This window comes from Comamonas sp. HJ-2 (assembly GCF_053615495.1).
In genome coordinates, this window is record NZ_JBSIFD010000054.1 from 1 (window position 1) to 7,975 (window position 7,975).

Genomic DNA, 7,975 nt, shown 5'->3' on the forward strand with positions numbered 1-7,975 from the left:
GTTCGCTTGGAGCCTGATTCCATGAGACCTGCCTTTTTCCTTCAAGAAAAGGTGTCAACCTCGGGCAGGACGGGTCACAGGACTCAAAAAAGCGCCTTCAGAAGGCGCTTTTTTATCGAGATCCCGGCGAAGACTCCGGCGACTACTGCGCCGGCTCGGCCATGGGCCCGCAATCGGAAGCGATCACGGCATCGGCGCGCTTGATCTCGGCATCGCGCGCGGCCTCATCCATGAAGCCACGCTCGCCCTTGGCATTCACATGGGAGAGCAAGCGGCCCGACGCCAGGGTTGTCTTGGCCTGCCTGGCACGATTGCAGTTGTCCTGGCGCTGCCTTTCCTTTTGCAGTCTGTCGGCCTGGGTCTTGGCTGCTTCCTGCTCCTGCATCTTGCGCTTTTGCTCTTCCAGCCCTTTGTCCACACCGGCGTCCGCCACGGGCTTGGCCGCGCCGACCTCCGGCACCGCAGAAGGTGCTGCGGGCCTGGCACCGCCGGGGCTGCGCAAAATATTCTTGGCAGGGATATCGGCCGGCGGAGCCCTGTCGCTGAACACCTTGCGCCCCTGACCATCAATCCATTGCCACTGGGCAATTGCGGGGACCGTGCAGCAGGCAATGGCTGCAAACAAAGCGAACTTGATGGCGTGCATGGAGTCAATAAGTCTTGGACTGACGTTGGGGATTCTGGGTCACGAGCCCACATTGTGCGGCAAGTCACAGGTACAATCTTTCTTTTGGAGCCATCACATGCGCCTTCTCGGAAAAGCACTGACCTTTGACGACGTCCTGCTCGTTCCCGCCTACTCCGAAGTCCTGCCCAAGGACGTTTCCCTCGCCACCCAATTCACTCGCAATATCCGCCTGAACCTGCCCCTGGTGTCTGCCGCCATGGACACGGTGACAGAAGCGCGTCTGGCCATCGCCATTGCGCAAGAAGGCGGTATCGGCGTGATCCACAAGAACATGACAGCCGAGCAACAAGCCGCTGAAGTGTCCAAGGTCAAGCGCCACGAATCCGGTGTGGTGCACGACCCTGTGGTCATCACCCCCGAACACACCGTGCTGCAAGTGCTGCAGCTGTCGGAAGAGCGCGGCATCTCGGGCTTCCCCGTGTGCGACGGCGGCAAGGTGGTCGGCATCGTGACCAGCCGCGATCTGCGCTTCGAGACCCGCTACGACGTCAAGGTCAGCCAGATCATGACGCCCCGCGAAAAGCTGATCACCGTCAATGAAAAAGACGGCACCAGCCCCGCCGAAGCCAAGGCACTGCTGAACAAGCACAAGCTCGAACGAATCCTGGTGGTGAACGACGCCTTTGAACTCAAGGGCCTGATCACTGTCAAGGACATCAACAAGCAAACCACCTTCCCCAATGCCGCGCGTGACGCATCGGGCCGCCTTCGCGTGGCTGCCGCTGTCGGCGTGGGTGCTGGCACCGAAGAGCGCGTGGAACTGCTGGTCAAGGCCGGTGTGGACGCGATCGTGGTGGATACGGCTCACGGCCACTCCAAGGGCGTGATCGATCGCGTGCGCTGGGTCAAGCAGAACTATCCCCAGGTGGATGTCATCGGCGGCAATATTGCCACCGGTGCTGCCGCCCTGGCTCTGGTGGAAGCCGGTGCCGACGCGGTCAAGGTCGGTATCGGCCCCGGCTCCATCTGCACCACCCGTATCGTGGCCGGTGTGGGCGTGCCCCAGATCATGGCCATCTCCAATGTGGCCGACGCCCTGAAGGGCACGGGCGTGCCCCTGATCGGTGACGGCGGCATCCGCTTCTCCGGCGACATCTCCAAAGCCCTGGCCGCTGGCGCCTCCACCATCATGATGGGCGGCATGTTTGCCGGCACCGAAGAAGCTCCCGGCGAAGTGATTCTGTACCAGGGCCGCTCGTACAAGAGCTACCGCGGCATGGGCTCCATCGGTGCCATGCAGCAAGGCTCTGCCGACCGTTACTTCCAGGAATCCTCCACCGGCAACCCCAATGCCGACAAGCTGGTTCCCGAAGGCATCGAAGGCCGCGTCCCCTACAAGGGCTCCATGGTCTCCATCGTCTATCAGATGGCTGGCGGCGTGCGCGCCTCCATGGGCTACTGCGGTTGCGCCACGATCTCCGAGATGAACGAAAAGGCCGAGTTTGTGGAAATCACCGCAGCCGGCATTCGCGAATCTCACGTACATGACGTGCAGATCACCAAGGAAGCGCCCAACTACCGCGCTGACTAAGCAAGCCCCTTGAAATCTGACCAGATTGAAAAATCTGGTCAGAATGCTAAAATCTGGCCTGAACTACTGGTTCTAGCCAGATTTTTTGTTTTCCACCATGCAATCTATCGGTATCTACGAAGCCAAAAGCCGCTTTTCCGCCCTGGTCGAAATGGTCGAGCAAGGCGAAGAAGTTCGCATCACGCGCCATGGCAAAGAAGTCGTGCGCATGCTGCCCATGCGCCGCAAGCCCGTGATCACCGATGAACAGATTGCCCGCGAGCTGGAACAGATCTCGGCCCTGCAGCAGACGGTGAAAGCTCAAGCAGCCACAAACCCGGCGGCGAACAGCATCACCGGTTTGCGCCACACAGGACGGAGCCAGGCATGAGCGCCACCGCTTTTGTGCTCGATGCATCCGTCACCGCCGCCTGGTTGCTGCCTGACGACGCCAGCGAGCACACCAGACGCCTCTACACCCGCATCCGCCGCGATGAAGTCGACCCGCAAGCCCCCAACCTCTGGCAGTGGGAATGCGGCAACCTGATTGCATCGGGCGTCAATAATGGCCGTATCCCGCAGACTTCGGTCGAAGGCCTGTGGGGCGTGCTGGAAGCCATTCGCCACCGCGTGGAACTGCACGACCTGGCTCCTGCACAGCACAAGGCCGTGCTGGATGTGGCGCTGGACACCGGCCTGCCCACCTACGATGCCGCATACCTGTGGCTGGCGCAGTCGCTGCGCCTGCCACTGGCCACATTCGATGCAGCCCAGATCGCGGCCGCCCGCAAAAGCGGCGTCACCGTCTGGGCTCCCGAAGATTTCTAATCCTTTTTTGCCACCCTCTTGCCCTTGATCACCATGCAACACGACAAGATTCTTATTCTGGACTTCGGCTCCCAGGTCACGCAGCTGATTGCTCGCCGCGTGCGCGAAGCCAATGTCTACTGCGAAGTTCACCCCTGCGATGTGAGCAGCGACTGGGTGCGCGAGTTTGCCGCCGACGGCAAGCTCAAGGGCATCATCCTGTCCGGCAGCCATGCCTCCGTCTACGAAGTGGACGACCGCGCTCCCGACGCCGTGTTCGAGCTGAACCTGCCCGTGCTGGGCATTTGCTACGGCATGCAGACCATGGCCACCCAGCTGGGCGGCAAGGTCGAAGGCTCCAACACCCGTGAATTCGGTTACGCCGAAGTGCGCGCCCATGGCCACACCAAGCTGCTGGAAGGCATCGAAGACTTCGCCACGGCCGAAGGCCACGGCATGCTCAAGGTCTGGATGAGCCACGGCGACAAGGTCACCGAACTGCCTCCAGGCTTCAAGGTCATGGCCTCCACGCCGTCCTGCCCCATCGCCGGCATGGCCGACGAGGCACGTCGCTACTACGCCGTGCAGTTCCACCCCGAAGTCACGCACACCGTGCAGGGCCAGGCACTGCTCAACCGCTTTGTGCTCGACATCTGCGGCACGCAAGCTGACTGGATCATGGGCGACTACATCGAAGAAGCCGTGGCCAAGATCCGCGAGCAGGTGGGCGACGAAGAAGTGATCCTGGGCCTGTCCGGCGGCGTGGACTCCTCCGTGGCTGCAGCCCTGATCCACCGCGCCATCGGCGACCAGCTGACCTGCGTGTTCGTCGATCACGGCCTGCTGCGCCTGAACGAAGGCGATATGGTCATGGACATGTTCGAAGGCAAGCTGCACGCCAAGGTCGTGCGCGTCGATGCCTGCGACTTGTTCCTGGGCGAGCTGGCCGGCGTGTCCGAGCCCGAGCAAAAGCGCAAGATCATCGGCCGCCTGTTCGTGGACGTATTCAAGGCCGAAGCCGAAAAACTCAAGGCAGCCAACGCCGGCTCCAAGGGTGCCACCTTCCTGGCCCAGGGCACCATCTACCCCGACGTGATCGAGTCCGGTGGCGCCAAGAGCAAGAAGGCCGTCACCATCAAGAGCCACCACAACGTCGGCGGCCTGCCCGAGCAACTGGGCTTGAAGCTGCTGGAGCCCCTGCGCGACCTGTTCAAGGACGAAGTGCGCGAACTGGGCGTGGCCCTGGGCCTGCCCCGCGGCATGGTCTACCGCCACCCCTTCCCCGGCCCCGGCCTGGGCGTGCGCATTCTGGGCGAAGTGAAGAAGGAATATGCCGACCTGCTGCGTCGCGCAGATGCCATCTTCATCGAAGAGCTGAACAACTGGATCGACGAAAAGACTGGCAAGAGCTGGTACGACCTGACCAGCCAGGCCTTTACCGTGTTCCTGCCCGTCAAGAGCGTGGGCGTGATGGGCGACGGCCGCACCTACGACTACGTCGTGGCCCTGCGCGCCGTGGTCACCAGCGACTTCATGACTGCCGACTGGGCCGAGCTGCCCTACGGCCTGCTCAAGAAGGTCTCCGGCCGCATCATCAACGAAGTGCGCGGCATCAACCGCGTCACCTATGACGTGAGCACCAAGCCACCAGCAACCATCGAGTGGGAATAATTTAAAGTTTCCAGCAACGTACCGCAACGTTCTGGAAACTGCTGATTCCCTATAAGGAATAGTGGGTTGTTCGTCCAGGGACAACCCACAAAATACAACACTAGCCGCAATTTCGTGCGGTACGCCTGACGGTAAAGCTGTAACATTTCGGAACGTTGCTTTCCCATACCGACACCCCCTGTGACGGTATCAAAGAAAGCCTAGCCAATATGCTTACTGACACCGAACTGCGCAGCCTGCGCCCTAAAGAAAAAGCCTACAAAATCTCGGATCGTGATGGTATGTATGTCATGGTGACTACTGCTGGCACGAAGTCATTCCGCTATGACTACCGCCTCAATGGCCGACGAGAAACACTCACTATTGGTAAGTACGACGACACTGCAGGGGCTAAACACCCTAGAAGCCCAGATCAGCTTGAGTTTGGGATGACGGTATCGTTAGCTGAAGCCAGGTCACTGCTGACGGTAGCGCGACGGTATGTTGAGCGTGGCCAGTCACCAGCCAAAACCAAGGCACTTACCAAGCAGGAAGCCATCAATGCTCTGACCTTCGCTTCTTGGGCAGAACGCTACTTTGAGGACAAGGCAGATCCGAACAATGGTGCAAAGCTTGCGGACTCAACGCTGGCTATGCGGCGCTCTGTATACACCCGATACTTGTTGCCAGCGTTTGGCAAGCTGAAGTTGGATGAAATCACTCCTGCATTGTTGATGCAGCTTTGTGAAAAAATTAAAAAAAATGGTGCCCCAGCTCCTGCTGTGCATGTGCGTGAAATCACATTGCTCGTGTACCGATTTGCACTCTCCAAAGATAAAACGCTTCAACTCAGCAACCCAGCGGCTGATATTAGGCCAAGCGATATTGCGAGCTTTAAGCCCCGTGATCGTGCCCTAAGCCCCAATGAAATCAAAATATTTTTTGAATGCCTTGAGAAAGTTGGTACTACCCCAACCCTAAGATTGGCGATTAAATTTATTCTTCTAACTATGGTTAGAAAAGGAGAGTTTATAGGAGCGACTTGGGATGAGGTTGATTTTGATAATGCCACTTGGATAATTCCAAAAGAGCGGATGAAAGCCTCAAGATCTCATGTCGTTTACTTGAGTAATCAAGCACTCGATATATTGGTTAGTTTTAAGTCTTGTTTTTCTGCTTCCAAATATCTCCATCCTGGAAGATACGATTCATCAGTTACGATTAGCAATGCAACATTAAATAGAGTAATCGATGCTGCTGTCAAGAAAGCAAATGAATTGGGGCATGAATTAGAGAGCTTTACTGTTCATGACCTGCGAAGAACTGCCTCATCACTGCTGAATGAATTTGGATTCAACAGGGACTGGATTGAGAAGTGTTTGGCGCACGAAGAAAATAGCGTCAGAAGTACTTACAACAAGGCTGAATATTCGCATCAAAGAAGAGTAATGCTTCAAGCTTGGGCGGATATTGTTGATTGTTTTATTTCCGAACGTGATTTAGGTGATTTGGTTAAAAATGCAAGAATAGATGCATTGAATTTTTGAAAATAAATTTAAAGAACAGTGTGAGGAGATTAAATGGTGGATCTTGCTATTTCTGATCAAGATGAAGGTGATAAAAGTATTCCACCTCCAGATTGGTCGATGGAATGTGTTGCCTCGATTAGATCATTGTGGGAGATTTCTGCAATGGCTGGCAATGTTGCGCCAATAATTGCGGTAGTCAGGGAGAAAAAATCCATAGACGAAAAATGGAAGCGTGACTATTATAGGCGTACTCGTGAAATGAGTAAGGTGCTGCAGTCTGATCGCAATCAATTAGGTGATTTTGTGTACTATGACCCACAATTGGGGGTAAATTCCATAAAAGCGGCAAAAAAAGTAAAAACAAAAATAGATTTAAGAAATACACAAGTTGACGTCATTAGTGCTATTGAATTTCTTTGGAATAGATACGGGAAGAACTCTTTTCCGGAAGGATTGGAGCTAATTCATAAAAAACAAAAAGAGCGAAAATTTTATCTTGCGTCTAAGGCTTCTAAAGATAAGAAAAATTATTATTCATCTAATTCTTGTGAGGATGAGGCCAAAGAATCTACAGACAATAGACAAGATAAGGCTAATACAACAAAGGAAATGAAAAGGCTGCAGGCGATGCTTTATATCATTTCATGTACTAAACATGGTATTAATCCAGAAATTAAATCTTTAGATATGGATTTGATTTTTAATTGGCTTGACGATATAGAAGAGGTTGGGTTTGAAAAAGTTCAGGGATTTGGTCAGCATGCCATGGAAAATCTTGTAGGAAAATGCTTTAAGGCATACTGGGAATTAAGAGAAAAAAATAATGGAAAAATAATAGAGGATGAGGGGTAATAAGGGGGAATAGCAAGTGGCAGCTAAAAACGTTACAAGACCACGAGCAGGACGCAGTACAACGCCTCATTAAGATGTTCAGCCCCGCAGAGAGATGGTGCGGATGAAGTCTAAAGCGACTTGGATCTTTTTCCCACGCCTCGCACATTGCACGGAATGGTGTCTTCCACTTGAGCGCTTTCAAGTGCTTGCCGAAGTTGTAGCTTTGAACAAATGCCTGGACATGCTTGCGTAGCTGCTCCAGGCCCTCGTACTCATACGCCTTGATCGTGGATTCCTTGATGGTCCGGTTCATGCGCTCGACCATGCCGTTAGTCCAAGGGTGGTACGGCTTGGTATGTCGTTTTTCAATTCCATTGAACTTGCAGATACGCTCGAAGATGTGACCGATGCATGTGTCGGTGACGCCGCCTCTGAAGCGTTCTTGCCCTGTGAAGGCCATGCCGTTGTCCGTCAGAACGGTATGTATGCGGTACGGGAAGGCCACGAGCACCTGCCGAAGGAACTGCGCTGCGTTGGCTTTCGTAGCCCTGTCAAAGAACGCAACATGCGTGAATTTTGTGACGCGGTCTATGGCAACAAACATGTGTTGTCTGTCGCTGGGGATCTTCATTTCGGCACTGTCGATGTGCACGAAGCCCAGCGTCGTTTCTTCAAATTTTCCGTACCTTCGCTGCACCTGCGTTGCGGGCTGTCGGCTGACGCCGTAACGCTGCAGGCAACGATGTAAGGCGCTGCGGCTTGTCTCCAGGAGTGACCCATGAGATCGTCCTGCGACAGATGCCCTTGCTTTGTGCAACAACTCGATACGCAATCATCCGTGACACGTCAACTCGACTCATCATCAGTTTTGATGGGTTAGTCATGGGTTAGAAACTCAGGGATGTCGCGCCTCCAAAATTGAACTCATCCGGATGCTGATGGGTTCGACGGGACTCA

General features: G+C 55.0%; 7 protein-coding genes and 1 pseudogene. 6 read left to right on the forward strand and 2 right to left on the reverse strand.

The features are described from left to right. Positions 1–142: 142 nt before the first annotated feature. A complete protein-coding gene (locus tag ACWGXF_RS24070; RefSeq protein WP_012838449.1) occupies positions 143–646 on the reverse strand; it encodes a DUF4124 domain-containing protein in 504 nt (167 codons plus the stop codon). Positions 647–743: 97 nt separating this feature from the next. Here ACWGXF_RS24070 and guaB point away from each other — a divergent pair, with 97 nt between their 5' ends. From guaB to ACWGXF_RS24100, 6 genes are all read left to right on the forward strand, one after another. After that, the gene (guaB, locus tag ACWGXF_RS24075; protein ID WP_003064862.1) at positions 744–2,219 is read left to right on the forward strand and encodes an IMP dehydrogenase; all 1,476 of its coding nucleotides are present in this window, start codon (positions 744–746) and stop codon (positions 2,217–2,219) included. Positions 2,220–2,316: 97 nt separating this feature from the next. Further along, positions 2,317–2,589: a type II toxin-antitoxin system Phd/YefM family antitoxin gene (locus tag ACWGXF_RS24080; RefSeq protein WP_034355606.1), complete on the forward strand. Its 273-nt coding sequence runs from the start codon at positions 2,317–2,319 to the stop codon at positions 2,587–2,589. Then, a complete protein-coding gene (locus ACWGXF_RS24085) occupies positions 2,586–3,026 on the forward strand; it encodes a type II toxin-antitoxin system VapC family toxin (RefSeq protein WP_003064858.1) in 441 nt (146 codons plus the stop codon). The genes ACWGXF_RS24080 and ACWGXF_RS24085 overlap by 4 nt, the downstream gene beginning before the upstream one ends. Before the next feature lie 33 nt (positions 3,027–3,059). Then, positions 3,060–4,676: a glutamine-hydrolyzing GMP synthase gene (guaA, locus tag ACWGXF_RS24090; RefSeq protein WP_452102579.1), complete on the forward strand. Its 1,617-nt coding sequence runs from the start codon at positions 3,060–3,062 to the stop codon at positions 4,674–4,676. 209 nt (positions 4,677–4,885) lie between these two features. Beyond that, a complete protein-coding gene (locus ACWGXF_RS24095; protein WP_435386866.1) occupies positions 4,886–6,202 on the forward strand; it encodes a tyrosine-type recombinase/integrase in 1,317 nt (438 codons plus the stop codon). A 33-nt stretch (positions 6,203–6,235) separates the two neighbouring features. Continuing rightward, the gene (locus ACWGXF_RS24100; RefSeq protein WP_435386865.1) at positions 6,236–7,036 is read left to right on the forward strand and encodes a hypothetical protein; all 801 of its coding nucleotides are present in this window, start codon (positions 6,236–6,238) and stop codon (positions 7,034–7,036) included. A gap of 67 nt (positions 7,037–7,103) precedes the next feature. Here the strand turns inward: ACWGXF_RS24100 and ACWGXF_RS24105 are convergent. Further along, positions 7,104–7,828: pseudogene (locus ACWGXF_RS24105) on the reverse strand (integrase core domain-containing protein); the annotation flags it as partial. Positions 7,829–7,975: the final 147 nt, after the last annotated feature.

Excerpts from the sequence above, each read along its gene's own strand:
- guaA (WP_452102579.1), top strand. The coding sequence starts at position 3,060 with ATGCAACACGACAAGATTCTTATTCTGGACTTCGGCTCCCAGGTCACG.
- ACWGXF_RS24085 (WP_003064858.1), top strand. The coding sequence starts at position 2,586 with ATGAGCGCCACCGCTTTTGTGCTCGATGCATCCGTCACCGCCGCCTGG.
- guaB (WP_003064862.1), top strand. The coding sequence starts at position 744 with ATGCGCCTTCTCGGAAAAGCACTGACCTTTGACGACGTCCTGCTCGTT.
- ACWGXF_RS24070 (WP_012838449.1), bottom strand. The coding sequence starts at position 646 with ATGCACGCCATCAAGTTCGCTTTGTTTGCAGCCATTGCCTGCTGCACG.
- ACWGXF_RS24095 (WP_435386866.1), top strand. The coding sequence starts at position 4,886 with ATGCTTACTGACACCGAACTGCGCAGCCTGCGCCCTAAAGAAAAAGCC.
- ACWGXF_RS24100 (WP_435386865.1), top strand. The coding sequence starts at position 6,236 with ATGGTGGATCTTGCTATTTCTGATCAAGATGAAGGTGATAAAAGTATT.
- ACWGXF_RS24080 (WP_034355606.1), top strand. The coding sequence starts at position 2,317 with ATGCAATCTATCGGTATCTACGAAGCCAAAAGCCGCTTTTCCGCCCTG.